This window comes from Bosea vaviloviae, from assembly GCF_001741865.1.
Classification (GTDB): domain Bacteria; phylum Pseudomonadota; class Alphaproteobacteria; order Rhizobiales; family Beijerinckiaceae; genus Allobosea; species Allobosea vaviloviae.
This window is the reverse complement of sequence record NZ_CP017148.1, coordinates 226806-251985: the sequence shown is the minus strand read 5'-3', so window position 1 is coordinate 251985 and position 25180 is coordinate 226806. Positions and strand designations below refer to the sequence as shown.

At 64.9% G+C, this 25180-nt stretch carries 19 protein-coding genes and 4 pseudogenes; 14 read left to right on the top strand and 9 right to left on the bottom strand.

Annotated elements, in window-relative coordinates; all coding sequences use genetic code 11:
- Window positions 1–305: 305 nt before the first annotated feature.
- The gene (locus BHK69_RS30760) at window positions 306–1727 is read left to right on the top strand and encodes a DUF6035 family protein (RefSeq protein WP_148663737.1); all 1422 of its coding nucleotides are present in this window, start codon (window positions 306–308) and stop codon (window positions 1725–1727) included.
- Window positions 1728–1931: 204 nt separating this feature from the next.
- Here the strand turns inward: BHK69_RS30760 and tnpC are convergent.
- Window positions 1932–2957: pseudogene (tnpC, locus tag BHK69_RS30755) on the bottom strand (IS66 family transposase); the annotation flags it as partial.
- Here tnpC and BHK69_RS31775 point away from each other — a divergent pair.
- Window positions 2956–3129: pseudogene (locus tag BHK69_RS31775) on the top strand (DNA repair exonuclease); the annotation flags it as partial. The pseudogenes tnpC and BHK69_RS31775 sit on opposite strands and share 2 nt — an antisense overlap.
- 298 nt (window positions 3130–3427) lie before the next feature.
- Here the strand turns inward: BHK69_RS31775 and BHK69_RS32470 are convergent.
- Window positions 3428–3606: pseudogene (locus BHK69_RS32470) on the bottom strand (transposase); the annotation flags it as partial.
- A gap of 144 nt (window positions 3607–3750) precedes the next feature.
- Here BHK69_RS32470 and BHK69_RS30750 point away from each other — a divergent pair.
- Window positions 3751–4765: pseudogene (locus BHK69_RS30750) on the top strand (IS110 family RNA-guided transposase).
- A 406-nt stretch (window positions 4766–5171) separates the two neighbouring features.
- On the opposite strand, the gene BHK69_RS30745 reads toward BHK69_RS30750, so the two are convergent.
- From BHK69_RS30745 to BHK69_RS30730, 4 genes are all read right to left on the bottom strand, one after another.
- Window positions 5172–6326, bottom strand: a complete 1155-nt coding sequence (locus BHK69_RS30745; protein ID WP_069694264.1) for an NAD(P)/FAD-dependent oxidoreductase — start codon at window positions 6324–6326, stop codon at window positions 5172–5174.
- Complete coding sequence (locus BHK69_RS30740) at window positions 6323–7690, bottom strand: FAD/NAD(P)-dependent oxidoreductase (RefSeq protein ID WP_069694263.1); 1368 nt, start codon at window positions 7688–7690, stop codon at window positions 6323–6325. Before BHK69_RS30740 ends, BHK69_RS30745 begins: the two co-directional genes overlap by 4 nt.
- A complete protein-coding gene (locus BHK69_RS30735; RefSeq protein ID WP_069694262.1) occupies window positions 7683–7997 on the bottom strand; it encodes a (2Fe-2S)-binding protein in 315 nt (104 codons plus the stop codon). The genes BHK69_RS30740 and BHK69_RS30735 overlap by 8 nt, the downstream gene beginning before the upstream one ends.
- Window positions 7998–8098: 101 nt before the next feature.
- A complete protein-coding gene (locus BHK69_RS30730; RefSeq protein WP_342029758.1) occupies window positions 8099–8920 on the bottom strand; it encodes an IclR family transcriptional regulator in 822 nt (273 codons plus the stop codon).
- A gap of 118 nt (window positions 8921–9038) precedes the next feature.
- Between BHK69_RS30730 and BHK69_RS30725 the strand changes: the two genes are divergently transcribed.
- The 7 genes from BHK69_RS30725 to BHK69_RS30695 all read left to right on the top strand — a co-directional run bounded on the left by BHK69_RS30725 (window position 9039) and on the right by BHK69_RS30695 (window position 17722).
- Window positions 9039–9812: an enoyl-CoA hydratase/isomerase family protein gene (locus tag BHK69_RS30725; protein ID WP_069694261.1), complete on the top strand. Its 774-nt coding sequence runs from the start codon at window positions 9039–9041 to the stop codon at window positions 9810–9812.
- Window positions 9813–9899: 87 nt separating this feature from the next.
- Window positions 9900–10970, top strand: a complete 1071-nt coding sequence (locus BHK69_RS30720; protein ID WP_069694361.1) for an ABC transporter substrate-binding protein — start codon at window positions 9900–9902, stop codon at window positions 10968–10970.
- A 5-nt stretch (window positions 10971–10975) separates the two neighbouring features.
- A complete protein-coding gene (locus tag BHK69_RS30715; protein WP_069694260.1) occupies window positions 10976–12061 on the top strand; it encodes an ABC transporter ATP-binding protein in 1086 nt (361 codons plus the stop codon).
- Window positions 12058–13821, top strand: coding sequence for an ABC transporter permease subunit (locus tag BHK69_RS30710; protein ID WP_069694259.1), 1764 nt, complete (start codon window positions 12058–12060; stop codon window positions 13819–13821). The genes BHK69_RS30715 and BHK69_RS30710 overlap by 4 nt, the downstream gene beginning before the upstream one ends.
- Before the next feature lie 25 nt (window positions 13822–13846).
- Complete coding sequence (locus BHK69_RS30705) at window positions 13847–15373, top strand: class I adenylate-forming enzyme family protein (protein ID WP_069694360.1); 1527 nt, start codon at window positions 13847–13849, stop codon at window positions 15371–15373.
- A 1-nt stretch (window position 15374) separates the two neighbouring features.
- On the top strand, window positions 15375–16457 hold the full coding sequence (locus BHK69_RS30700) for a hypothetical protein (RefSeq protein WP_083269953.1): 1083 nt from the start codon (window positions 15375–15377) through the stop codon (window positions 16455–16457).
- A gap of 251 nt (window positions 16458–16708) precedes the next feature.
- The gene (locus BHK69_RS30695; RefSeq protein WP_069694257.1) at window positions 16709–17722 is read left to right on the top strand and encodes an IS110 family RNA-guided transposase; all 1014 of its coding nucleotides are present in this window, start codon (window positions 16709–16711) and stop codon (window positions 17720–17722) included.
- 425 nt (window positions 17723–18147) lie between these two features.
- Here the strand turns inward: BHK69_RS30695 and BHK69_RS30690 are convergent, their stop codons facing one another.
- The 3 genes from BHK69_RS30690 to BHK69_RS30680 all read right to left on the bottom strand — a co-directional run bounded on the left by BHK69_RS30690 (window position 18148) and on the right by BHK69_RS30680 (window position 20947).
- Window positions 18148–19347 carry a mandelate racemase/muconate lactonizing enzyme family protein gene (locus BHK69_RS30690; RefSeq protein ID WP_069694359.1) on the bottom strand — a complete coding sequence of 400 codons (1200 nt, stop codon included), beginning with the start codon at window positions 19345–19347 and terminating at the stop codon, window positions 18148–18150.
- A gap of 74 nt (window positions 19348–19421) precedes the next feature.
- A complete protein-coding gene (locus tag BHK69_RS30685) occupies window positions 19422–20186 on the bottom strand; it encodes an SDR family oxidoreductase (RefSeq protein WP_425285586.1) in 765 nt (254 codons plus the stop codon).
- Between the two features lie 2 nt (window positions 20187–20188).
- Entirely contained in the window at window positions 20189–20947 is a 759-nt protein-coding gene (locus BHK69_RS30680; protein WP_069694255.1) for a FadR/GntR family transcriptional regulator, read from the bottom strand.
- 128 nt (window positions 20948–21075) lie between these two features.
- On the opposite strand from BHK69_RS30680, the gene BHK69_RS30675 reads away from it, so the two are divergent.
- From BHK69_RS30675 to BHK69_RS30660, 4 genes are all read left to right on the top strand, one after another.
- The gene (locus BHK69_RS30675) at window positions 21076–22095 is read left to right on the top strand and encodes a DctP family TRAP transporter solute-binding subunit (protein ID WP_069694358.1); all 1020 of its coding nucleotides are present in this window, start codon (window positions 21076–21078) and stop codon (window positions 22093–22095) included.
- A gap of 75 nt (window positions 22096–22170) precedes the next feature.
- Window positions 22171–23190, top strand: coding sequence for a TRAP transporter substrate-binding protein (locus BHK69_RS30670; RefSeq protein ID WP_069694254.1), 1020 nt, complete (start codon window positions 22171–22173; stop codon window positions 23188–23190).
- 69 nt (window positions 23191–23259) lie between these two features.
- The gene (locus BHK69_RS30665) at window positions 23260–23841 is read left to right on the top strand and encodes a TRAP transporter small permease (RefSeq protein ID WP_069694253.1); all 582 of its coding nucleotides are present in this window, start codon (window positions 23260–23262) and stop codon (window positions 23839–23841) included.
- Window positions 23838–25118, top strand: a complete 1281-nt coding sequence (locus BHK69_RS30660; RefSeq protein WP_069694252.1) for a TRAP transporter large permease — start codon at window positions 23838–23840, stop codon at window positions 25116–25118. Before BHK69_RS30665 ends, BHK69_RS30660 begins: the two co-directional genes overlap by 4 nt.
- Window positions 25119–25180 lie beyond the last annotated feature (62 nt).

Here is a 25180-nt window from a genome sequence, read left to right as displayed (position 1 = left end):
AATTCAGGATCGCGTTGGCTTCGATGGGAGCCTCATATTCATGCCCCGGGCACAGTGCTGAACGACCAGTTCAACGGAGCGGATCCCGGCCTATAATCATCGACTCTGGACCCCTGCATGCTGTCGTAAATGCCACGCCTGCTGCAGGTGCCTTTGAAGGAGGCGAGCCATCCATGGGCGTCGAAGACTATCCTTGGCCCTTGCGCCGATAAACGGCCAGTATCGTCGCAGTGTTTGCGTCGATAGTGACATGATTTGCATTGGAGTTCGTATGGCCGAGTATCAGCAATATTACTGGGGGTAACTTGGCAAAACGATCCATCCGGGAGCGGGAAGACAAACCCAAACGTATCATCGAAGCAGCGTTGTTTGAGGGCAACATAGGCCCAGTGACTGCGCGCGAGCTGGTTGCGATGCCATCCGCCGAATGGGGCATGCTGCGCGACCGCATTACGGACTACAGGCAAGGGCGCCCTGTGGGACTGCTTTGTCGATGCGCTATGTGCGGCGATCCGGTGTTCATCCGCGCTCGCAAAAAGAATAACGTGCCGCTCCCCCTTTTTTCCCATTTTCAAGGCGGCGGCTTGCACTGCCCGTGGCATAGCGGATCCAATGCGGACCCGAATGAGCTGCGAGAAGCGCAGTATCAGGGCAAGCAGGAATCGCAAGCTCATCGGCTTTTATGCGAGCAGATCGAGGCGATGGCGAAGCTCGACGAGCGCTACCTTGCCAGCAGTGTAAATGCCTATCGCCCGCCGACCGAAAGCGAATACGGGAGGTTCCCGGATGTCGCGGTCACCTGGCGGGACTTCCCAGAATGCGTCTTCGAGGTGCAGCTATCTCGGACGTTCCAAACCGAGATTTCGGCGCGTTGCACTCACTATGAACGCGAAGGGGTTGCACTGGTCTGGGTGCTGTTCGGTTTCGACCCCCAGCACGACGCCGTTCCTCAGAATTTCATCGACGTAATACGGCGCCATCGCGGCAACGCTTTTATAATCGACCGCGACTCCGTTGCAGCGGCACATGACCAACGCACCCTCGTCCTGAAATGCTACCCCCAGAACGCACATGGCCGGTTTGATCCACCACGGCTCGTTCGGCTCGATGAGCTGGTCTTCCCGAAGGACTCGCTTCCTTACATGGAGGATCGGATATCCAAGGCGCTCTTTGAGCGCATCGACGCAGCTCGCCGCCCGTGTTTCGCGTTCCTGAAGACCATAAACGGGGTTGGCTACGGCGTGGAACGCGACAGTGAGGAGAGGGACGCGCTCATATCCGCTTTGAGAGCCATCGCGCCCCAGTTATCGTATTGGGAGTCCGCGCGAGAGAACGAAGAAAACGCGGTCCTGCGCCTTGTCGCTTGTGTTTTCTCTCTCATTGCGGAAGCCAATGGCAAACGGCGTATCTACGGCACCAAGCAGCCGAATGTCGTGGCCATGCTCAACACTTGGCTTCATACGCGTGAGGACATCCAGCGCTGTGCATTGATCTTTGAGTATCTGCTGCAAAGGAGCCCACTGACTCATCTGCTTGCGGCGACATTAGGCGAGCATATAGCCCGAGCGAAGGGTATCATGGAAGGCAATTTGGTGTTGGAACATGAGCCCGAATGGTCGGTGCTGAGCCATCTGGTGCCCGAAATTTTCCATCCGCTTATTCGCGATGAGCTGCGCTACCTGTCCGCATTGCCGCCTTGGGCGCAAAGCATCGACGGCGTGAGTTAGGTGGTTGCTTGATACCGGGTCACCAAAAAATATAGATCTGCATTTAGCATGTAAACTGGCGACGGAATGCCGATGATTGAAATAGAAACCAGCATATCTCTCGCCTGAATTTTCTCCTGCGCAGTCACCGAACTATCAATTCGAACGATATTTATCCTCTAAACCTTTCTGGCAGCGACTTCGCTTTCAGAGTAAGCGGTGTTCTCAGGCCACGGCCTTGAGCGGCTGAGGCGCATAGGCCCATGGCAGCAGGTCGTCGATCTGGCTCTGCGGATGTCCGGCAACGATGCGGGCGACGACGTCGGCGAGGTAATATTGTGGGTCGACACCGTTGAGCTTGCAGGTTTCGACGAGCGAGGCGATGAGCGCCCAGTGCTCGCCGCCGCCGTCGCTGCCGGCGAAGAGCGCATTCTTGCGGTTCAAGGCGATCGGTCGGATGGCGCGTTCGACGACGTTGGAGTCGATTTCGACGCGGCCGTCGTCGAGGAAGCGACTGAGGCCCGCCCATCGCGAGAGTGCGTAGCGGATGGCCTCGGCGAGTTTGCTCTTCTGGCTGACCAGGCCAAGCTTCGCCTTCAACCACGGTTCGAGCGCATCGACGATCGCGCGGCTTCTCGCCTGGCGGATGTCGCGGCGTTCCTCGGCCGAACGGCCGTGGATCTCACCCTCGATGCGGTAGAGTTCGGCGATCCGCGTGAGCGCTTCCGTGGCGATCGGCGCGGGACCGCCCTGCGCGAGATCGTAGAACTTCCGCCGGACGTGAGACCAGCAGAAGGCCAGGCTCACGGCATTGCGGTCGGCCAGGATCTTGTAGCCAGCGTAGCCGTCGACCTGAAGCGTGCCCATGAAGCCTTGAAGATGCCGGACCGTCTGCTCGGCCTTGCGGTCGGGCGCATAGAGATAGGCCACGCCGGGCGGATCCGATCCGCCCCAGGGACGGTCGTCGCGAGCGTAGGCGAAGAGCTGGCCTGTCTTGGTTCGGCCGCGGCCCGGATCGAGCACCGGCGCCGTGGTCTCGTCTGCGAAGAGCTTGGTCGACGCCTTCAGTCGCTCGAACAGACGTTCATGCACGGGCCGCAGGAGGAAGGCTGCCTTGCCGACCCAGTCAGCGAGGGTCGATCGGTCCAGGTTCACGCCCTGCCGGGCATAGATCTGGGCTTGGCGGTAAAGCGGAAGGTGGTCGGCGTATTTCGAGACGAGGACGTGGGCGACCGTGGCCTCCGTCGGGATCCGCGGCAATCATGACGCGCTGTCGCGGATCAGCAAGGAGCTGACCCTGCCGGAGTCGGTGAAGCTGTTCGGCGGCCGCGCCGAGGCGATTGCGATCGAGCGGAGCAACGGCCAGTTTCCTGTCGCAGTCCACGGTCTTAGTTTCGCGCAGCCCCATGCTCCCGAAAGCCTGTGTCACTGGGCAGGCAATTACAAGAATACGGCCGTTTTGGCCATGGCGGGCACTTAAATACGAGAATGGAACAGTTATGATTCTCAAATTAACTGCTATCGTATCGTCTATAATATGTTGGATTCGTTGAATATCCTGCGCCATCGTCTGCAATGCGATGTCATTACGTTGTTTTACACGAATATTAAATTAAGTGTCTATATTTGAACTTGATTCTCAATTTAATTGTACATTCTCAAATTAAGTGAACGGCTAAGTTACGGAAATCGTTGAAGAGCGATTCTCATATTTAACTGCAAAGCGACAGATCGATCGAGAGGCGACCGATCTCGCTGTAGAACGGACGCAGATGCGCGCGGATATCTGAAGATCAACGAACCGATCGATGGCTCGGCCCCAATGATCGTCCGGCACGTGGCGCTCCAGGCTGAATTCGTAGAACAGCGCCTCCTGCGCCACCCGCCGTTCGCCCATCATCGCGCCGCCCTCCATCCACGAGCACGACTGAATCAGGACTTCACTCCCGCAGCAACAACGACATTTTCAACATGGAGTAACGGTCTGGCTGCTCTTCTTCGGAGGCCGATAGGATTGTCTCCGCTGCAACAGAGGAGATCGATCATGGAGTATTTTGCTGGGCTGGACGTCTCGATGGAGGAGACGCACATCTGCCTCGTTGATCGCGACGGCGCGGTTGTGCACGAGGTCAAAGCCCTCTCGTCCGCGGTGGCGATAGCGGCGGCCCTGGCGCAAGCGCCGCCCTGCACACGGGTGGTGTTCGAGACAGGCCGGATGGCGCCGATGCTCTACCACGGCTTGGCCGAGCTTGGTGTTCCGGTCGTCTGCATCGAGAGCCGACAAGCCTATCAGGCGCTCAAGACCCTGGCGACGCACAAGACCGACCGCAACGATGCGCGTGGGCTGGCGCAGCTGGCGAGAACCGGCTTCTACAAGGCCGTGCATGTGAAGTCGCTGCCGGCCCATGCGATCCGCGCGCTGATCGTCGCCCGCAAGAAGCTCGTCGGCCAACGCGTCACGCTGGAGAACCAGATCCGGGGTCTGGCCGTGGTGTTCGGCATCCGGCTGCCGCGTGGGCTCAGCCCGGCCTTCGTCGACGAGGTCGTGCGGATGAGCGACGGCATCACCGGCCTGGCCGGCGCCATGCGCGGCCTCGTCGCTGCCCGGGACGCGGTTCTTGGCGCGGTCGCTGCCATCGACGCGGATATGAAGCGCCTCGTTCGCGCCTCCGATGCCTGCCGTCGGTTGATGACTATCCCCGGCGTTGGGCAGCTCACCGCGCTGGCCTTCACGGCGGCCGTCGATGATCCTGCACGCTTCCGGCGCTCGCGCGATCTCGGCGCCTATCTCGGCCTTGTGCCTCGTCGCTATCAGTCCGGTGAGACCGACTATGTCGGCAGCATCTCTAAGGTGGGCGACCAGCGCATGCGGACGCTACCTCTACGAGGCCGCCAACGTCATGCTGACCCGCTACAAGGGCGAGCTGAAACTGAAGGACTGGGCACTCGCCATCGCCCGGCGCTCGACAATGCGCAAGGCGCGGATCGCGCTCGCCCGCCGTCTCGCCATCATCATGCACGCCATGTTGCGACATGGCACCGAGTTCCGGCCCGCCTGACAATCAGAGCCAGGCAGAAGCAGACGAGACAGGAGGCCGCAACGAGCTCCCAAGCGGGAGCGACGCCCGAGGGAGGGAGCAGGTGATGGCGCCGATTCCGTAGCATGCCGCCGACCATGTCGGCCGACTGCGCTTTCAACCAAGCCACTTTGCACCCAGCTGACCCCATCAAGTGCCGATGAGCACGTAGAGAACGCAGGCACCCAATGGCATCAACCGCTCAGGACCATGCAGCCAGACCTTGACCCGTTAGAGAACGAAATCGGCGCTAGTCAGCCGGGGTGAATGCGCGACCGGCCGCGTTAACAGCTTTCAATCCCGAGGTGCATTCCGGCATAGCCCCGAGCCACTGGATACTGGCGTCCACCCTCGGCCTGCGTGCGTGGTTATCGGCTTACAACGGACATCAATCAAACTCCTTGCGGAATTTATCGCTGACGACAGCTTCACTTCGGAAGCGCCCGATCGAGAAAGGCTCGAGCGGCGTTGGCGTCGCGCCGTCGATGATCATCTCGCTCAGGCAGAGGCCCACGCCCGGCCCGATCTGGAAGCCGTGGCCACAGAAGCCGAAGGCGTGGAACAGGCCAGGCGCGGTCAGGCTCGGCCCGATCACCGGGATCATGTCCGGCAGATAGCCCTCGATGCCGGACCAGACGCGGATTACATGGGCATGCGCCAAAGCGGGCACGAGCCGCGCCAGCGCTCGCATCGCAGACAGCGTTTTGACCGGCGGTACTGGCGCGCGGTTCGCGACGGCATCGGCTGCCGTGCGCGGATAGCCGGCGAGGATGACGTTGCCGCGCTCGGTCTGCCGGGCGATGACCGAGCCGTCGATGGTCTGGAGCGAGGGCGCGAACAGACAGGGCAGGGGCTCGGTGACGAATTGCGGCGGCCCGGCCGCGAAGATCGGAGCGGTCTCGCCGAAGCACTCCGCCATCTCGACCGCCCATGCGCCGGCCGCGTTGACGAGCGCTCCGCAGCTCAGTTGCCCGCCATCGGCCGTCTGGACGATGAAGCCGTCGCCCTGCCGCGTGAGCGCCGTGACGCGCGTGTTTTCCCGGATCGTGGCGCCGTGGCGTTCGGCGGCGCGCGCCACGGCCGGCGTCACCAGCCTTGGATTGGCGGTCGCGTCGCGCGCCGAGAAGGTCGCGGCCACTGCGGTCTCGCTCAGCCAGGGCCAGCGACGGCGCAACTCCGAGGGGCCGAGCCGCTCGATGGCGAGCCCATAGGATTCCGAAACCTGCGCATAGCCCTCGAGCTTCGCCTGCTCCTCCGCGTTGAAGGCGAGGTAGAGATGGCCGGTCTGCGCGAACTCGCAATCATCGCCGATCAGCGAGCCCATCTCTTCCCACAGCGCCTGCGAGTGCAGTGACAGCGGATATTGCGCGGGAAAGCGGCCCTGGAGCCGCAGATTGCCGAAATTCGTACCGCTCGACTGGGCCCCGACCGCGCCCTTCTCGAACATCACGACGCGCTGCCCGCGCCTTGCCAGGAAGAAGGCGGTCCAGGCCGCGATCAGCCCGCCGCCGATGATGGCGACGTCGGCGCTCCCCGCCGTCATGGCGCGACATCTCTTGCGGCGGACAGCACGATCGGCTTGACCGGGGCCTGGCCGCGCAGGCGGCCCGCTGTCGCGCCGTCCGCCCCGGAAACACCGGCGACGATCTCCTGCAGGGCCGGGCCGCAGACCCGCCCCTGGCAGCGCCCCATGCCGCAGCGGGTCATCGCCTTGACGCGGTTGACCTCGGCTGGACCGAGCGCCCGCGCCATCGCCTGACGCACCGCGCCGATCGTGACGTTCTCGCAGCGGCAGAGGATGGTCTCGTCGGGTTGAGCCCTGATCTGCGCGACCGGCCAGGCGAAGGCGTGCGCGAGGCCGCGCTGGAAGGCGCGTAAGCGCGCGACGCGGCGTGCCAGCGGCCTGATGGCGCTGATGTCCTGCGGCGTGCCGAGATCGGACGCGATCGCATGGGCAGCCAGCGCGCCACTCGACTCGGCCGCATCCGCGCCGCCGATCGTGGCGCCGTCGCCGGCCAGATAGAGCCCCGGACGACTGCGGCCGAAGGCATCCGTCTTCGGCAGGAACAGCCGGAAATCCGCGTCATAGGCGAAGGCGGCACCGGCGAGATCGGCAAGCTGGGTCTCGGGCTTCAGCCCATGGCCGAGCGCGATCGCGTCGCAGGCGAAGCGCCGCTCGCGGCCCTTGCCGTCGCGCAGCCGCAGCGCCTCGACATGGCCGTCGCCCTCGATCGCGAGCGGCGTCACTCCGTGCAGCAGCGGCGTGCCTGCCCGCATCGCCCCAGTCATGTAGGCAAGGCCGCGCAGCAGCGTGCGCGGGGAGCGTGCCAGGGCGGGAAGCGCCGCCGCCTTGGCGTAAAGCGGTGTCGTGTCGGCGATGACAGCCACCTCCGCCCCCATCTCGCGATACTGCTTGGCGGCCAAGGCCAGCAGCGGGGAGGAGCCGAGAAAGGCGACGCGGTGGCCGATCAGGCAGCCCTGGTCCTTGAGTGCGACCTGCGCGCCGCCGAGCGTGAAGACGCCAGGCAGCGTCCAGCCCGGCACCGGCGCGACGCGGTCCATCGCGCCTGTCGCCAGAAGCAGGGTGTCGGCCTCGACGATGTCGGCCTCGCCGTCGCAGACGAGGTACAGCATCTTGCCGTCGATGGCCCAGACCAGCGTGCGCGGGCGATAATCGATCTGCCCCTGGAGCCGGGCGAAGCGCGCATGCAGGGCCTCGTATTTGCCGGCCTCGCTGCCCATCAGCCGGGGCATGTCGAGAGCCAGCCCCTCGGAGGGCCGGCGATAGCCCTGGCCGCCGGCCCGCTGCCCTTCGTCGATCAGGATCGGCCGATGACCGGCGGCGCACAGCACCTCAGCGGCGCTGATTCCGGCCGGGCCGGCTCCGACGATGACGATCCTACCCATGCGAGGGCAACAGCGGCTGCGGCTCGGCGAAGAGGGCCATGCCGTCGCTGACCGGCGTCGTGCAGGCCCGCAGCCTGCCGCCATGGCCGCTCCAGACCCAGCAGTCCTGGCAGGCGCCCATCAGGCAGAAGCCAGCGCGTGGTTCGCCGCCGCATTCATGCCGACGCACCACCAGGCCATGGCTCAGCAGCGCCGCGAGGATGCTGTCGCCCGCTATGGCGGTCAGCGGCGCGCCGTCGAAGCTCAGCGTCACGACCGGCCCGGACCGTGCGGCCACGCGCTTGAACTGGCTGCCGGCAGGGCTCATGCGGCACTCTCAAATATATCGCAATGCGATAGAAGAATTCGGATATTGATAGATTGCGCCGAGGCGCTGTCAAGCCTCGGCCGCCCTGCGCCGTGCGCGGCTCAGACCCTCGAGATGGCGTGGGCGGCGGCGATGATCAGGGCGGAGAAGCGCGTCACGACCTCCTCGCGGGTGTAGCGCGAGCAGGAGGCCGCGACATTGACCGCACCTTCCGGCCGGCCGCGATGGTCGAGGATGGGAGCGGCGATCGAGGCGTCGCCGAGATAGAACTCCTCGAACGCCGTGGCATATCCCTGCGCCGCCGCCTGCCGGATCTTTTCGCGTAGCGCCTCGCGCTGCCAGGTGGTCGAAGGCGTATGGGCCTTGAGATCGGAGGCGTCGATCACCGCCATCGCCTCATCCTCCGGCAGTCGCGACAGCATGGCGATGCCGGGAGCCGTGCAATAGGCCGGCATGCGCGTGCCGATGATGACGTCGGTGTTGAGGACGTGCCGACTGAGAAAACGCGAGACGAAGATGATCTCCGGCCCCTCGCGCATCGTCAGGTTGACCGTCTCCTCGGTCTCCTTGCTGAGATGCATCAGATAGGGCATCGCCCGGTCGACGAGCCGGCTGCTGCGGATGAAGTGGTAGCCGAGATCCAGCGTCTTCGCCGTCAGTTCGAAGCGCTTGGTCTCGGCGTCTTTGTGCAGATAGCCCAACCGCGTCAGCGTATGAGTGAAGCGCTGCGCGGCGCTTAGATCCATGCCGGTCTCCGAGGCGACCTGCGACAGGTTGAGCGTCTGGTGCTGCCGTCCGAAAGCCGAGAGCACCCGAAAGGCCTTCTCGACCGAGTTGACCATCAGCGCGCCGTTCTTGCCGCGCGCTGGCTGGGCGCTGTCGGGCCTGGCGCTGCTGCGCCCGCTCGTCTCGGACATGGACATTGATGGTTCTCCTGCGCCGATCAATGGCTGCGGCCTGCGGCCTTGACAAGGTGATGGATTCCCGATGATCATTCAATAGAATTTATCGCATAACGATAAAAGTGCATCGGAGAGTGCCATGAAGGACTTCATCCTCAGCGAGGTGCGCGGCCCGGTCGGGATCCTGACCCTGAACCGCCCCGACAAGCTGAACGCCTGGAACGCGCCGATGCGGTCGCGCCTGATCGAGGCGCTGGAGGAACTGGAGGCCAACAAGGCCGTGCGGGCGATCATCCTGACCGGCGCGGGTGACCGTGCCTTCGGGGCCGGGCAGGATCTCAACGAGACCAAGACCTTCGACGCCGACAGGGCCGAGGAGTGGATGGGCGAGTGGGAGCGCCTCTATGACCGGCTGCGTTCGCTCTCGAAGCCGATCATCGCGGCGTTGAACGGCGTGGCGGCAGGGTCCGCTTTCCAGGTTTCCCTGCTCTGCGACCTGCGTATCGGCCATGACGGGGTCACCATGGGCCAGCCGGAGATCAATTCCGGCATCGCCTCGGTGACCGGCCCCTGGATCATGCGCGAGATGATCGGCATTGCTCGCACCATCGACCTGACCCTGACCGGGCGGATGATGGATGCCGAGGAGTGCTTCCGGATCGGCCTGATCAACCGGATCGTTGCGAAGGAGAAGGTGATGGAGGCCGCGCTGGCGCTCGCCACCGAACTCGCCGCAAAGCCGCCCGTCGCGATGCGTCTCAACAAGGCCCGCTTCCGCGAGGTCACGGAGGAGAGCTTCCGCGAGTGCCTCAAGGCCGGCATCCGCAACCAGCGCGAGGCCTACGCCACCGGCGAGCCGGCCCGGATGATGGAAGAGTTCCTCGCCAAGCGCGCCGCCAGGAAGACTGCATAGGCGAGAAGAGCACACAGGCGCCCGGCCCAAAGCCGAACAGGATCACCCACGGGGAAATGCGGAAAACCGCTTGAACGGGAGACGATGATGACCAGCAGCAACACGAGACAGCCAAACCGGCGCCAGCTTCTGCAATTGGCAGGCGGCGTGGCCGCCGGCGCGATGTTCGGGCCCGCTTTGATCGGGCGCGCCAGCGCCGCGACGCAGATCATCGTCGCCGATCCCGGCGGCCCCTTCGGGCCCGCCTTCCGCAAGGCCTTCTACGACCCCTTCGAGAAGGCGACCGGCAACAAGGTCGTCAATGTCGCGCGCGAGGCCGAGCCGACGGCGCAGTTCAAGGCGATGGTCGAGACCAAATCCTACACCTGGGACGTCTGCACGCTGACGCTCTCGGCCCGCGATATCCTCGCCGGCCAGGGCTTGCTCGACCCGATCGGCTTCACGCATGCCGACGTGCCGAAGCTGATGCCGGAGGCGATCTCGCCGCTCTATATGGGCACGGATGTCTATTCGACCGTCTTCGCCTACCGCACGGATCGCGTAAAGAACGCCCCTGCGAGCTGGGCCGATTTCTTCAATGTCGAGAAGTTCCCCGGCCGCCGCGCGTTGCGCAAGAACCCGATCGACACGATCGAGCAGGCGCTGCTCGCCGACGGCGTGCCGCTCGACAAGCTCTACCCACTCGATGTCGACCGCGCCTTCAAGGGTCTCGACAAGATCAAGCCGCATGTCGCGGTCTGGTGGACTGGCGGCGCCCAGTCGACGCAGCTGCTCCAGAGCGGCGAGGTCGACATGCTGCCGGGCTGGAACGCCCGCCTGCAGGCGGCGATCGACGGCGGCACGCCGGCCAAGATCGTCTGGAACCAGGGGCTCTACTCGATCGAGGGCTGGGGCCTGCCCAAGGGCGGACCGAAGGCCGATGTCGCGCGCCAGTTCGTCCGTTTCTGCTCGGACCCGAAGGCACAGGCGCTCTTCACCGAAATCCTGGCCTATGGCCCGACCAATCTCGACGCCTACCAGACGATTCCGGCCGAACGCGCCAGGGTGCTGCCGACCTCGCCGGAGAACCTGAAGCAGATGGCGATCGCAGACGAAGCCTGGTGGAGCGCCAACCGCGCCAAGGTCTCCGAGCGCTTCAACGCCTGGCTGCTGACCTGATCGCGATGGCGACGAAGTCCGATACTGCGGCGGCGAAGGCGAAGCTCGTCGTCGAGGGCAAGCTCGTCATTGAGGGATTGTGCAAGCGCTACGGCGCGACCACGGCCCTCGAACCGAGCTCGCTCAGCGTCACTGAGGGCGAATTCCTGACCTTGCTGGGGCCTTCGGGCTCCGGCAAGACGACGCTGCTGCAATTGATCTGCGGCCTCGTTGAGGCGAGCGAGGGCAGGGTGGTGATCGATGGGCGCGACCAGTCGCGCATGCCGGTCCACCAGCGCGACATCGGCCTCGTCTTCCAGCATTACGCGCTGTTTCCGCATCTCACCGTCGCCGAAAACATCGCCTTTCCGCTGAAGATGCGCAGGCGGCCGGCAGCCGAGATCGCCAGGCGCGTCGAAGACGCGCTGGCGATGGTCCATCTCGGTCCTCTCGCCAAGCGCTTCCCGCGCGAACTCTCCGGTGGACAGCAGCAGCGTGTCGCGCTGGCCCGTTGCTTCGTCTACCAGCCCTCGATCATCCTGATGGACGAACCGCTCGGCGCACTCGACAAGAAGCTGCGCGAGCACATGCAGATCGAGATCAAGCGGCTGCATCGCGAGAGCGGCGCCACCATCGTCTATGTCACGCATGACCAGGAGGAGGCGCTGGCGCTGTCCGACCGGATCTGCCTGATGAACCACGCCAGGATCGAGCAGCTCGGCACGCCGCGCGAGATCTACGAGCGGCCGCGCACCGCTTTCGCCGCCGATTTCATCGGCATTTCCAACATCTTCCGCGGCCGCTGGGACGGCAATGGCTCCATCGAGACCGCCCATGGCCGCTTTGCCCTGCCGCAGGGCGCACACAGCCCCGGCGCCGAGCCTGCGCTGGTCATCCGCCCCGAACATCTGCGGCTGGGCTCGGCCGAAAGCAATGCCGTCACGGGCCGCGTCGGCGAGATCGTCTATGCCGGTTCCGAGACCCGCGTGATTGCGACCCTCGCCGACGGCGCCCAGCTCGTGCTGCGGCTCGGCCCCGACGACGCGGTCCCCGTGATCGGAGAGACGATCGTTGCCGGCTGGGCCCGCGAGCGGGCGGTCCTTGTCGCATGAGCGCGGTCGCGACATCGCGTGTAACCGCGCGAAGGGCAGGCGGCTTCCGCTTCGGAGCGCTCTGGCTTGCCGTGCCCGGCCTGCTCTTCCTGGCCGTATTCTTCGTCTGGCCGGTTGCGCAGCTGCTCGGCCTGAGCCTGTTCGATCCCGACAGCGGCAGGCCGTCGCTCGCCACCTACCAGCGGATCGCGGCGACCGATGTCTATCTGCGGGTGCTCGGCATCACCTTCCGCATCGCCGGCTACACCGCGCTGTATTCGCTGCTGATCGGCTATCCGCTGGCCTACTGGCTGGCGCGCCTGCCCGATATCTATCGCGGCCGCATGCTGCTCTTCGTCATGGTGCCGTTCTGGACGAGCTATCTCGTCAAGACCTTCGCCTGGATGATCGTGCTCGGCCGCAGCGGCATCATCAATTCGCTGGCGATCGGTGCTGGCGTCGTCGACCAGCCGCTGCCGCTGCTGCACAACGAATTCGGCGTCATGGTCGGCATGGTCCACGCCATGGTCCCGCTCGCGGTGATGACGATGCTGCCGGTGATGGCCGGGATCGACCGCAGGCTCGTCCAGGCGGCACAGACGCTCGGAGCCTCGCCGGCGCATGCCTTCTGGTTGATCTACTTCAAGCTGTCCCTGCCGGGCGTCGCGGCGGCGGGCCTGCTGGTCTTCATCTCCTCGCTCGGCTTCTTCATCGTGCCGGCCTTCCTAGGAGGGCGCCGCGAGACGATGCTGGCGCAACTCATCATCACCCAGGTGCAGGAACTGCTGAACTGGCCCTTTGCCGGAGCGCTGGCGGCGATGATGCTGGCGGCCGCGCTGGTCTCATGCTGGGTCTACGACCGGGTCTTCGGCCTCTCGACCGTCGCCGGGGGCTCCGCGCAGGTCGGCACTGGCCGCATCCGCGATCTCGGCCTCGCCATCCTCGCGCAGGTAGCAAGGCTCGCGGGCGGACTTTCGGCGCTGACGCAGGGTTTGATCGGGCGGCGCGGCAGCGCGCTTATCCTCCCGGTGTTCTCCTGGCTCGCGATCGGCTTCCTCGTCCTGCCGACGCTGCTCGTTATCCCGCTCGCCTTTACCTCCTCGCAGTTCCTCGAATTCCCGCCGCCCGGCTACGGGTTGTCCTGGTTCAGAACCTATTTCGAATCCCCGCTCTGGATCCAGGCGACCATCCGTTCCTTCCTCGTCGCCTTCGCGACCGCGGTCGCGGCGACCGCCATCGGCGGCTTCACGGCGCTTGCCCTGGCCAACAGCCGCACGCGCTGGAGCGGACTGATCTTCGCCTTCTTCCTTGCGCCGATGATCGTGCCGCGCATCATCATCGCGGTCGGGCTGTTTTACCTCTTCGCGCGGATCGGGCTGGTCGCGACCGATCTCGGCCTCGTCATCGGCCACACCGTGCTCGCCATCCCCTTCACGCTGGTGACGATGGCGGCGGTCCTGAAGGGCTATGACCAAAGGCTGGATCAGGCAGCCGCGACGCTCGGCGCAAACCGGCTGCGGACGCTGACGGGCGTCACGGTTCCGCTGGTCAAGGGCGGCCTCGTCGCCGCCTTCCTGTTCGCCTTCATCACCTCCTTCGACGAACTCTCCATCGCGATCTTCGTCAGCGGCGGTGTGAAGACCACTTTGCCGAAGCAGATGTGGGACGACATGATCCTGCAGCTCAACCCGACGCTGGCGGCGGTCTCCGTCGTCGTCTTCATCGTGGTGACGCTGATGCTGCTCGTGGCGGAACGCTTCCGCTCATCCCCCTCTTCCTGAACCGCGAGCCGAACGACCCGACATGATGCCTACCGACGAAGCCGGCTTTGTTGGCCTCCTGACCGATCGTGCCGCGCGCGAGCCTGAGCGGATCTATGCGCGCTATTGCGGCGAGCCGCTGAGCTATCGCGAGATCGAGGCCCGCTCGGCCGCCTTCTCCGTGCATCTGCGCGAACGCGGCCTGAACGGCGGCGACCGCGTCGCGGTGATGATGCGCAACTCGGTCGCGACGATCGCGGTGGTCTTCGGCCTGGCGCGCGCCGGCATCGCCTGGGTGCCCATCAATGCGCAGCAGCGCGGTGAGGGATTGCGCTATCTCCTGACCCATCCGCGGCCCAAGCTGATCGTCGTCGATGCCGATCTGGCCGCGACGGTCGACGAGGCGCTGGCGGGCAGCTCGGCGCCGCCGATCCTGCGGCAAGGCGTGGAACTCGACGCGATCCTCGCCGGCTCCGCGCCTTTCGACGAGCCCGCGCCTTCGCCCGACGCCGTCTTCGCGATCATGTACACCTCCGGCACGACCGGGCGTCCCAAGGGTGTCGTCGTTTCGCACCGGATGCTGCGCCTGGCCGCCGAAGGGGTCGGCCGCGTCTCGGCCGCCAAGCCCGGCGAGGCGCTGTTCGTCTGGGAGCCGCTCTACCATATCGGCGGCGCTCAGCTCCTGGCCCTGCCGATGATCCGCGACGTCACGCTCGCCATGGTCGACCGCTTCAGCGCCAGCCGCTTCTGGAACCAGGTCAAGGCGGAGGGCGCGAGCCATATCCATTATCTCGGCGGCATCCTGCAGATCCTGCTGAAGCAGCCGGCCAGTCCGCTCGATCGCGAGCATGGCGTACGCATCGCCTGGGGCGGCGGCTGCCCGCCCGACATCTGGCCGCAGTTCCGCGACCGCTTCGGCGTCGAAATCCGGGAATGCTACGGCATGACGGAGGCGTCCAGCATCACCACCTGCAACGATTCAGGCGTGGTCGGCTCGGTCGGCCGTCCGATGCCCTGGTTCGGCCTCCAGCTGCTGGGCGCGGATGGCGCGCCTGTCGCGATCGGGGAACGCGGCGAGATCGTCGTCGATACCGATGTCGAGGGCGCGATCTTCCCGGGCTATCTCGACAATCCCGAGGCGACGGCGAAAGCGCTGCGCAATGGTGCGCTCCATACAGGCGATCTCGGTTCCTTCGACGCGGACGGCAATCTCTATTTCCATGGCCGCATGACCGACAGCGTGCGCTGCAAGGGCGAGAATGTCTCGGCCTGGGAGGTCGAGCATGTCGCTGCCGAGCACGAGGATGTCGAGGACTGCGCCATGATCGGCGTCGCCTCGGATGTCGGCGAGCAGGACATCAAGCTCTTCGTCAAGCCGCGCGAGGGCGCTGCCATCGACGCGGCCGCCCTGTCCGACTGGCTGGCCGCGCGCCTCGCCCCTTACCAGAACCCGCGCTACATCGCCTTCGTCGCGGATTTCGAGCGCACGGCGAGCCAGCGCATCATGAAGCACAAGCTCTCAGCCCAACTCGACGATGCCTGGGATCGGGCAGCTCCGGCGATGGCCCGCTGAGATGGGCTCCTGCGACATCCTGATCTCGGGCACTGGCTCGTTTGCAGCCCGCATCGCCTTCGATATCGCCGCGGTGGCGGCCGAGCCGGTCGAAGTGATCATCGCCGGCCGCAACCGCGACCGTCTCGGCTGGCTGCGCACGGCGGCGAATGCGCGTGTGGCCATGTTCGGCAGCAAGGCGCGCTTCACTGCCCATGCCGTCGACCTGCTGGCTCCCGATGCCTCCGACGCGCTGCTGGCGGCGACGAACCCGCGCATTCTCGTCCAGGCCGCCTCGATTCAGACCTCGCAGATCATCGCCCAGACCGGCAATGCCTGGACGCGGCTGGTGGCCGAGGGGGGCTTGAGCGCCACCGCAATCTTCCAGGCGCTGATCAGCTCGCGCGTGGCGGCGGCGATCAGCCGGCGGGGCCAGCCCGTCACCTTGCTGAACTGCAGCTTTCCCGACGTGGTCGATGGCATGATCACGGCGCAGGGCCACCGGGTCGCCTGCGGCATGGGCAATGTCGCGATCCTGTCGAACGTCTTCGCCGGCTCGGCCTCCGTGCCCCGCGGAGCTGAGGTCAAGGTCATCGCCCACTACCAGAACCTCGCCGCCTGGCGTCAGGCTCCTTCCGCGCGCGGCGGCCGGCCACCGCGTGTCTGGATCGACGGGCAGGAGGTCGAGGACGTCTTCGCGCGCTTCGCCGACATCCAGCTCACGCCCGAGCCGGTCATCGAGATTTCCGGCGCCAGCGGCGTGCCGATGCTGCTCGCTATGGCCAGTGGCCGCGACTGGCTAGGCCATGTGCCGGGGCCCAACGGGCTGCCGGGCGGCTATCCGGTCAGGCTTTCCAAAGGCGAGCTTGCGCTCGACCTGCCGCCGGGCCTTGGCGAGGATGAGGCGGTGCGCTGGAACGCCGCCTTCGAGGCGCAAAATGGCCTGGTCGTCGGCAGCGAGGGAAGGGTCAGCTTCACCGGCGCTCTTTACGACCGCCTCGTCGCATACAGACCGGAGCTTAAAACTGGTTTCCCGGTCTCCGATCTCGAGGCCGTCTGCGACGACCTGCTGGCGCTGCGGGATCAGCTGATTGCTGCGCCGTAATTAATAACCGGTGACCGACTGCGGAGAGAACGGGCGGTTGTTGACATCGTTTCAACCAGCGCCGCGCACGTCAAACTCCTCCCCAACGGACCGCAAGTCAGGCCCGCATAAGAGGGAGAAGCCCGATCGGCCAAATCCAAAACGCGCCGGCGCCGCTCTCAAAGCCGACTTTTTCAACATGGGGTAACGGTCTGGCTGCTCTTCGCGGGATGCCGATAGGGTGTCTCCACAACTGAAGAGGAGAGCACGCCATGGAGTATTTTGCTGGGCTGGACGTGTCGATGGAGGAGACGCATATCTGCGTCGTCGATCGCGACGGCGCGATCGTCTTCGAGACCCAGGCCATTTCATCCGCCGCTGCGATCGCCGAAGCGCTGGGGGCCGCGCCGACTTGCAGGCGCGTCGTGTTCGAGACGGGCCGGATGGCGCCAATGCTCTTTCACGGCCTGGCTGAGCTGAAGGTCCCCGTCATCTGCATCGAGAGCCGTCAGGCCTATCAGGCACTCAAGACGCTGACGACCCACAAGACCGATCGCAACGACGCGCGCGGTTTGGCACAACTGGCCCGGACCGGGTTCTACAAGGCGGTGCATGTGAAGTCGCTGCCCGCCCATGCGGTTCGCGCGCTGATCGTCGCTCGCAAGAAGCTCGTCGGTCAACGTGTCACGCTGGAGAACCAGATCCGAGGCCTGGCGATGGTGTTCGGCGTCCGGTTGCCGCGCGGGCTCAGCCCGGCCTTCGTCGACCAGGTCGTGCAGATGAGCGCCAGTATCCCGGGCCTGTCCGGCGCCATGCGTGGTCTCGTTGCTGCCAGGGCAGCCGTGCTTGAAGCCGTCTCTGCGATCGATGCCGATGTAAAGCGTCTCGTGCGCGTATCCGACGCCTGCCAGCGGCTCATGACCATCCCCGGAGTGGGCCAGCTCACCGCGCTGGCCTTCGCCGCTGCGGTCGATGACCCGTCACGCTTCCGGCGCTCAAGGGATCTCGGAGCCTATCTCGGCCTCGTACCGCGGCGCTATCAATCCGGCGAGATCGACTATGTCGGCAGTATCTCCAAGGTCGGTGACAAGCGCGTGCGAACACTGCTCTACGAAGCTGCCAACGTCATGCTGACCCGTTACAAGGGCGAGCTGAAACTGAAGGACTGGGCACTCGCCATCGCAAGGCGATCGACAATGCGCAAGGCGCGCATCGCACTCGCCCGCCGCCTCGCCATCATCATGCACGCCATGCTGCGCCACGGCACCGAGTTCCGGCCGGCCTGACATCCACGACAGTTACGCGAAGGCAAGACAGGAGGCCGTAACGAGCTCCCGAGCGGGAGCGACGCCCGAGGGAGGGAGCAGGTGATGGCGCCGATTCTGTAGCATGCCGCCGACCAGATCGGCCGACTGCGGTTTCAACCAAGCCACCCCGCACCCAGCTGACCCCATCAAGTGCCCATGAGCACGCAGAGAACGCAGGCACCCAACGGCATTTTCCGCTCAGGATCATGCAGCCAGACCTTGACCCGTTAGAGAACGACATCGGCCCATTGCCGACCTTTGGAAGGTCAGGTTTCGGGCGGTCTGTCTGGATTCGACCAAGGGCCGACGCGCATTCTCGCCCGCTGCTGCGGGGAAGCTTTCACCGGCAAGCCACACTTCGCTGCCATTCCGGCGTACGGCCAAGATCGCGCCCTGATATGACGTCAAGCGACTGATCGGCGGACGGTCAGGTCCGCGCGCTCGAACACAGCGGGCAGGAGTTCGACGCCGAGGCCGACGCCTTCCATCGGCAGGACATAGCCGTCCTTGATGGTCGGCATGGTGTCGACGAGCTCCTTGTACCAGCCGGTGTAGAAGGCCCGCACCGATTCCTGGATCAGCGTGTTGGGCTGGCTGAAGGAGGCGTGGATCGCGGCGATGAAGCCGACCGGGCCGATGCAGTCATGCGGCGCGAAGGGGCGGTGATAGGTCTCCGCCATCGCGGCGATCTTGCGGCCTTCGGTCAGGCCGCCGGTCCAGCACAGATCGGCCATGACGATCTGCATGGCGTCGCGGTCGAGCATCTCCTTGTAGGGGAAACGCGAGCCCAGCGTCTCGCTGGCGCAGACCGGGACCGTGGTCGAGCGCGCGAACTCCGCCAGCGCCTGGGGAGAGTTCATCCGGATCGGGTCCTCGTACCAGCTCGGCTCGTACTGCTCGAGCACGCGCGCGATCTTGATCGCGGTCGGGAGGTTCCAGAGCGAATGGAGCTCGACCATGATCTCCATCTTGTCGCCGACGGCCTTGCGGATCTTCTCGAAGGGCTCGCAGGCCTTGCGCATCTGCTCGGGCGTGATGTGGAGGCCCTGGTTCTCGATCGCGGCGGGATCGAACGGCCAGATCTTCATCGCGGTGATGCCGCTTTCGAGCAGGCTTTCGGCCAAGGCGTCGGCGCGGTTCATGAAACCGTCGAGGTCTTCATAGGGACCTGCGGATTCGCCGAGATTCCAGGTCGAGACCGGCTTGATGTTGTGCGAACGCACATATTTGTAGCCGGCGCAGGTGTTGTAGATGCGCTGTTTGTCGCGGCAAAGGCCGCCCAGCATCTGGTGCACCGGTTGCCCGCAGACCTTGCCGAAGATATCCCAGAGCGCGATGTCGACGGCCGAGGTGGCGCGCGATTCCACGCCGGTCGACGCCTGGGCCATCGGCAGGTTCGACATCTCGCGATGCAGCGCCTCGATATGCAGCGGGTTCTTGCCGAGCAGGCGCATCGATAGCGTGTCGTGCAGGTGCGACTCGACCGCCCCGGCGCCATAAAAGGTCTCGCCCAGGCCGATGATGCCGGCATCGGTGTGGACGCGCACCCACAGCACGTTGGCGAACTCCTCGGTCCGCAGGGTTTCGATGGCCGTGATCTTCATGACGCTCATTCCTGTTCAGTCGGTCGGGGCCTGCGCCGCGGGAGGCGCGTCACCGCTCATTCGCGTTTCTCGGCTCACAGCATCGAGATCATGCCGCCGTCGACATAGATGATCTGGCCGCTGACATAGTCGGACGCTGCCGAGGCGAGGTAGACGCAGGTGCCGGCGAGCTCGTCCGGCCGCCCCCAGCGGCGCGCCGGCGTGCGGCCCTTGACCCAGGCATCGAAGGTCGGATTGTCGATCAGCGCCTGATTCATGTCGGTCAGCATGTAGCCGGGGCCGATCGCGTTGGCCTGGATGCCGAGCTCGCCCCATTCGGCAGCCATCGCCTTGGTCAGCATCTTGATGCCGCCTTTCGCCACCGTGTAGGGCGCCACGGTGGCGCGGGCGAGTTCGCTGGTCAGCGAACCGATATTGATGACCTTGCCCCGGCCGCGCCTGGCCATCCGGCGCGCCGCCTCGCGGCCAATGACGAAGGCGCTGGTCAGGTTCGTGTCGATCACGCGGCGCCAGTCGCTCGTCTCGAGGTCGAGCATCGGCCTGCGGAACTGAATCCCGGCATTGTTGACGAGGATGTCGACCTCGACGCCTTCCGCATCGAGCATCTCGAACGCGGCGATGACGGCCGCCTCGTCGGTCACGTCGAAGCGCAGGCCGCGCGCGTTGTACCCCGCTGCCGTCAGTGCGGCGACGGCCTCGTCGAGCCGGCCCTTGTCGGCGCCGTTGAGGATGATCACAGCTCCCGCGGCGGCGAGCCCTTCAGCCATGGCGCGACCGAGTCCGCGCGACGAGCCGGTCACGAGCGCGGTGCGCCCGGAAAGATCGAACAGGTGATTCACGTTCAGCGCTCCTGGGTCGCCGCCGCCTGAAGCGCGGGATGGATCGGCTTCGGCCCGCCTGTGGTGACCTGCGCGGCGTAGCGGCGATAGGACTCGCCGATATGCTTGCGCATCGCCTCCCCGGCCCCTGCCGGATCGCGCGCACGGATGCGGTCGAGGATTGCGGCGTGATCGGCGCGGCGAATGGCGATGTTCGACGCTTCGCCGAGATCCTTGGCGCGCATGCTCTTGATCGAGTTGAGCAGCGGGCTCGATACGAACTGCAGAACGTTCAGGAACAGCGGGTTCTGCGCAGCGGCGGCAATGGCGAGGTGCAGCGCCAGATCGTGCTGAGAGCTCTCTTCGCCGATGTCGTCCGCAGCGTTCAGCGCGGCATCGGCTGCCTCCATTCGCATGAGGTCCTCAGGCGTGTGGCGCAGGGAAGCGAGTTGCGCCGCCTCGACCTCGAGCCCGAGGCGGAATTCGAGGAACTGCAGGATCGACTGCTCGGACACTTCGATCTCGGCCCGCCGCAGGCGCAGCGAATCCTGCTGGTTGACGAACAGGCCAAGGCCGCGCCGGCTTTCGACGATGCCGTCGGCCTTGAGATAGGCGATGGCCTCGCGAACGACAGGTCGGCTGACACCGAGCTGGCGGGCCAGTTCGGTCTCGGAAGGCAGGCGCGCGCCCGGCTGCAGCGCGCCGGTCCTGATCGATCCAGCCATCGCGGCTGCTGCGTCGGCGGCAAGGTTCGGTCGCGATCCGATTGATGACAGCAGCATGCGGCTCCTCCGAGGTCGCAAGTTTGTCATGCTGTCAGTTGTTTGACAAGCTGACATCCGTGCCGTTATCTAACTGCCGACGGCGCCGCCACCAGAGCGAACAAGGCGCCTCGACAATGGAGGAAGGCATGATCGACGGAACCCGCAGGACAATGCTGCGCGCCATCACTGTGGCGGCTGCGGCCATGGCCGTTATTGGCTCGCCAGCGATCGCTCAGGACGTCAAGACGGCCAAGCTCGGCCACTCATTCACCGACGCTCATCCTCGCGCGGCCGCGATGAAGCGTTTCGCCGAAGAGGTCGCAAAGGCGACCAACGGCAGCGTCAAGGTCGATGTCTTCGGCAATTCGACGCTCGGCTCCGAGGAGAAAATACTCATCGCCGTGCAGTCGGGCACGGTCGATTTCTACATGGGCGCGCTTTCTCCCATCGCGACCCGCAAGAAAGAGCTGCAGATCTTCGACTTTCCGTTCCTGTTCGGAAGCGATGCGGAGGCCGCTGCGGTCCTCGACGGACCGTCCGGGCGACGCCTGCTCGACAGCCTCTCCGACATGAACATGCAGGGCCTGGTCTGGGCGGGCGGCGCCTTCCGCAACCTGTCGAACAGCAAGCGCCCGATTGCGTCGCTGGCCGACATGAAGGGCCTGAAGGTCCGCGTGATGCAAAGCCCGATGGCTCTGGCGAGCTTCAATGCGATGGGTATGAACGCGGTGCCGATGGCCTTCACCGAGGTCTATACCGCTCTGGAGACCAAGGCGCTGGACGGATACGAGCATCCCTTCGTCGATATGTACGCCAACAAGATGTTCGAGGTTCAAAAGCACCTCACCGTCACCAACCATGTCTACACGCCGGTGGCGCTGCTGGCCTCGAAGAAGTTCTGGACGTCCCTGACGCCGCAGCAGCAGGCCGCGGTGCAGGCCGCCGCGGAGACGACCCGTGCCTTCCAGCGCGAGGCCGAGCTGCGCGAGGCGGTCGATGTCCTCAAGGAGCTCAAATCCAAGGGTATGGTCGCGACCGAGATGCCGGCTGCTGAACTGGACGCAATCCGCAAGGCGATCCAGCCGGTCATCGAGAAGAACACCGAGGTGATCGGCGCCTCCTTCGTCAACGACTTCTACGGCGAGATCAAAAAGCACCGGAAATGAGGGGCCTCCGCAGGTAGGCCAGGGGATGCGCTGTATAGCGCTCGCCCATCAAGCAGCGAACTGGGAGATGAACCCGTGAATGACACGACTGTGACGCGATCCGGCTTCATTGCCGCGCTGACCGCTGCCTTGCTCGGCTCCACCGTCGCCTTTGCTCAGGTCAAGGCCAAGATCGGGCATGCGATGCCCGATACCCATCCGCAGTCCGCCGCAGTGAACAAGTTCACCGAGCTGGCGAGCACCTACACGAACGGCAATGTGAAGATCCAGCCGTTCCACTCGGCCATGCTCGGCAGCGACGAAAAGCAGCTCCAGGCCGTCCAGGCCGGCAGCCAGGAATTCTATATCGGCACGCTCGCCCCGCTTTCGACGCGCGTGAAGGAGGTCCAGGTCTGGGATCTTCCGTTCCTCTTCCAGAACGTCAAGGAGGTCTACGCGGTCCTCGATGGCCCGTCGTCCAAGGCGATCTTCGACAAGATCGAGCCGAGCGGACTGGTCGGCCTGACCTGGACCGGCATGGGCTTCCGCAACCTCTCCAACAGCCGTCGCTCGGTGAAGACGGCCGAGGACATCAGCGGGCTGAAGCTGCGCGTGATGGCCAACCCGGTCGCTCTCGACACCTGGAAGACGATCGGCGCGAACGCGGTTCCGATGGCCTTCTCCGAAGTGTTCACCGCTCTCGAGGTGAAGGCGCTCGACGGCCAGGAGAACCCACTGCAGCATATGTGGGCCAACAAGATGCAGGAGGTGCAGAAATACATCTCCGTGACGAACCACGTCTACACGCCGGTCGCCCTCGTCGCCTCGAAGAAATTCTGGGGCACGCTCTCGGCCAGCGACAAGGCCGGCGTCCAGAAGGCGGCCGTCGAGGCCGGCCTGCTGCAGCGCACCTTGCTCGATGCAGGCGACCGCGACGTCATCACCAAGTTCAAGGATGCCGGCGTCACCGTCGATCAGGTCTCGACCGAGGACCTGAAAAAGGTCCAGGACAAGGTCAAGCCGGTGGTGGAGAAGTTCAAGGCCCAGATCGGCGACGAATTCGTCACCGGCTTCATGGCCGAGATCGCCAAGGCCCGCACGGCCAGCACCAACTGATCGCCCAAGACCGCGACGGCCGGCTTTTTGCCGGCCGATCCTGCCGCATGTCCAGCAAGGTCAAGCCAGATGAGCGATTTGCTCGATAGCGCCGTGAGGGGATTTTACCGCCTCATCGAGATCATCCTCGTGCTCTGCATGAGCGTGATGCTGGTCATGGTGTTCGGGAACGTCGTGCTGCGGCTCTTCTTCAACACGGGCATCGACTTGTCCGAGGAGATGCCCCGCTTCGCTTTTGTCTGGATGACATTTCTCGGCGGGATCATCGGCCTGCATCGGCGCAGCCATCTCGGCGTCGACATGGTGGTGCAGGCATTGCCGGTGCTGGGTCGCAAGGTCTGCTGGGCGATCAGCCAGGTCATCATGTTCATCTGCGCGCTGTTCATCTTCTACGGAACCTGGCTGCAGCACGACATCATCGCCGGCAACGCCTCGCCGGTGGCCCAGATCAGCATGCTCTGGGTCTATGGCGTAAGCTATGTGACGGGCGCCGCGATTGCGCTGATCTGCCTGTCCAACCTCATCCGCCTGGTGCAGGGCAAGGTCCCTGACAACGAACTGATCGATGTCCATGAGGAGGGGCTGACCGAGGGGCTCGAGGCCGAGCGCGACATGAAGGCGCAGCAGATGGCTGGAGGAGCCAAGCCATGATCGTCTTCGTTTTTATCGTTTCGCTGCTGGGACTCATGGCGCTCGGCATGCCGGTCGCCTTCGCTCTGATCGGCTGCGGCCTCGCCATGATGCTCTATATGGGCATCAACGACCCGCAGATCGTCATCCAGAACATGTGGGACGGCGCCAACAGCTTCCCCCTCCTTGCCGTTCCCTTCTTCATGCTGGCGGGGGAACTGATGAATGCCGGCGGCATGACGCGCCGCATCATCACCATGGCGATGGCCTGGATCGGCCATATCCGTGGCGGCCTCGGCTATGTCGCGGTGATCGCGGCGGTGATCATGGCTTCGCTCTCCGGTTCCGCCGTCGCCGATACCGCGGCGCTCGCCTCCGTGCTGATCCCGCTGATGCGAAATGCTGGCTACGACATCAACCGCTCCTGCGGCCTGATCGCCTGCGGCGGCATCATCGCGCCGGTGATCCCGCCGTCGATCGGCATGATCATCTTCGGCGTCACCGGCGGCGTCTCGATTACCAAGCTCTTCATCGCCGGTATCGTGCCCGGGATTCTGATGGGCGTCGCGATCATGTTGGCCTGGCGCTGGAGCATCCAGCGCGACAAGCCGCGCGTCGAGCCCAAGCGCACCATGGCCGAGCGCTTCACGGAAACGCGCAACGCCCTCTGGGCGCTGGTGCTGCCCGTCGTCATCATCGGCGGCCTGAAGGCCGGTCTGTTCACACCCACCGAAGCCGCGGTCATCGCGGCCGCCTACTCGCTCTTCGTCGGGCTGTTCATTTATCGCGAGATCAAGTTCGCCGATCTGTTCAAGCTGATGTACCGGGCTGCCGAAACCACGGCGGTGATCATGTTCCTCGTCGCCGCGGCCGGCGTCTCCGCCTGGCTCATCACGACGGCGAACATTCCCCAGCAGGTTGCCGACATGGTCCGGCCCTTCATGGACAACAAGATGCTCCTGACCGCGGTGCTGATGTTGCTCGTGCTGGTGGTTGGAACCGCACTCGACTTCACGCCGACGGTTCTGATCATGACCCCAGTGCTGATGCCGGTCGTGAAGCAGGCCGGGATCGACCCGGTCTATTTCGGAGTCCTGTTCATCATGAACAACGCGATCGGACTGGTGACGCCGCCCGTCGGAACCGTGCTCAACGTCGTCTGCGGCGTGGCGAAAGTTCCGATGAGTGGCGTGATCAAGGGGGTGGTCCCCTTCATGGTTGCCCAGATCGTCGTTCTCGCGTTGCTGGTCATCTTCCCGCAAATCGTCATGTGGCCGCTGCAGATGATGTCGCGGTGATGACGACATTGCCTTGCCCACTGCAGATCGGCTTCACCGTTCATCGTCGCCATATCGGCTGG